1 protein-coding gene is annotated in these 757 nt (G+C 48.2%); it reads left to right on the forward strand.

The window, feature by feature from the left end; translation table 11 throughout:
• Positions 1–757 (forward strand): branched-chain amino acid transport system II carrier protein (locus R7Z77_RS25215; protein WP_318137026.1); only part of this gene is annotated, 757 nt, incomplete at both ends.

The raw sequence follows: 757 nt of genomic DNA on the forward strand, positions 1-757 counted from the left end.
ATCTTCCCTCCATTTTTGGGTTACCAAGCAGGTGAAAACTTTTTGAGTGGAATGTCTGGATTCCTTTTAACTGGCGTGGGCCTACCTGCTTTAGCACTGGTAATGGTGGCGATCGTTAATGGCTCAGACAAGCTAACCGCTGCGCTACCAAAACCGCTAGCAACCAGTTTTTGGGTGATGGTCTTCATCGTCATCGGGCCAGCATTTGTGATTCCGCGAGCCATTACCGTCGCCTATCAATTTAGCTTCGCCCCAATCTTTGGTGAGGCGGCATTAGTGCCGTTTACGATTGCCTTTTGTGTAGCAACCATCTGGTTTGCGCTTTACCCAGGTAAGTTGGTTGATAACTTAGGCAAAATCCTAACACCGGCGTTAATGGCGATTTTGATCATCATGTCTGTTACTGCCTTGATTTACCCAACAGGTGAGTTGACACAAGCCAGTGGCCCATACGTGAGTGGTGCGTTTGCAGAAGGTCTGACGCAAGGGTACATGACGATGGATGCGTTGGGCTCAATTGGCTTTGGTTGGATCATTTTCCGTGCTATTCGCAGCATGGGAGTGGACTGCCCGAAAGCAACGGCGAAATACACTCTAATTGCAGCCTTAATGTACGCTGTCGCGATGGCGTTTGTTTACATTTCGTTGTCTTACATCGGTTCCACTAGCTCTTACTTAGGTTCAGAGTTTAGCAATGGTGGCGATATTTTAACGGCGTTCACCTTCAACCACTTTGGTGCGTTTGGCTCGGTGTTGT

This window comes from Vibrio sp. 1401 (assembly GCF_033340295.1).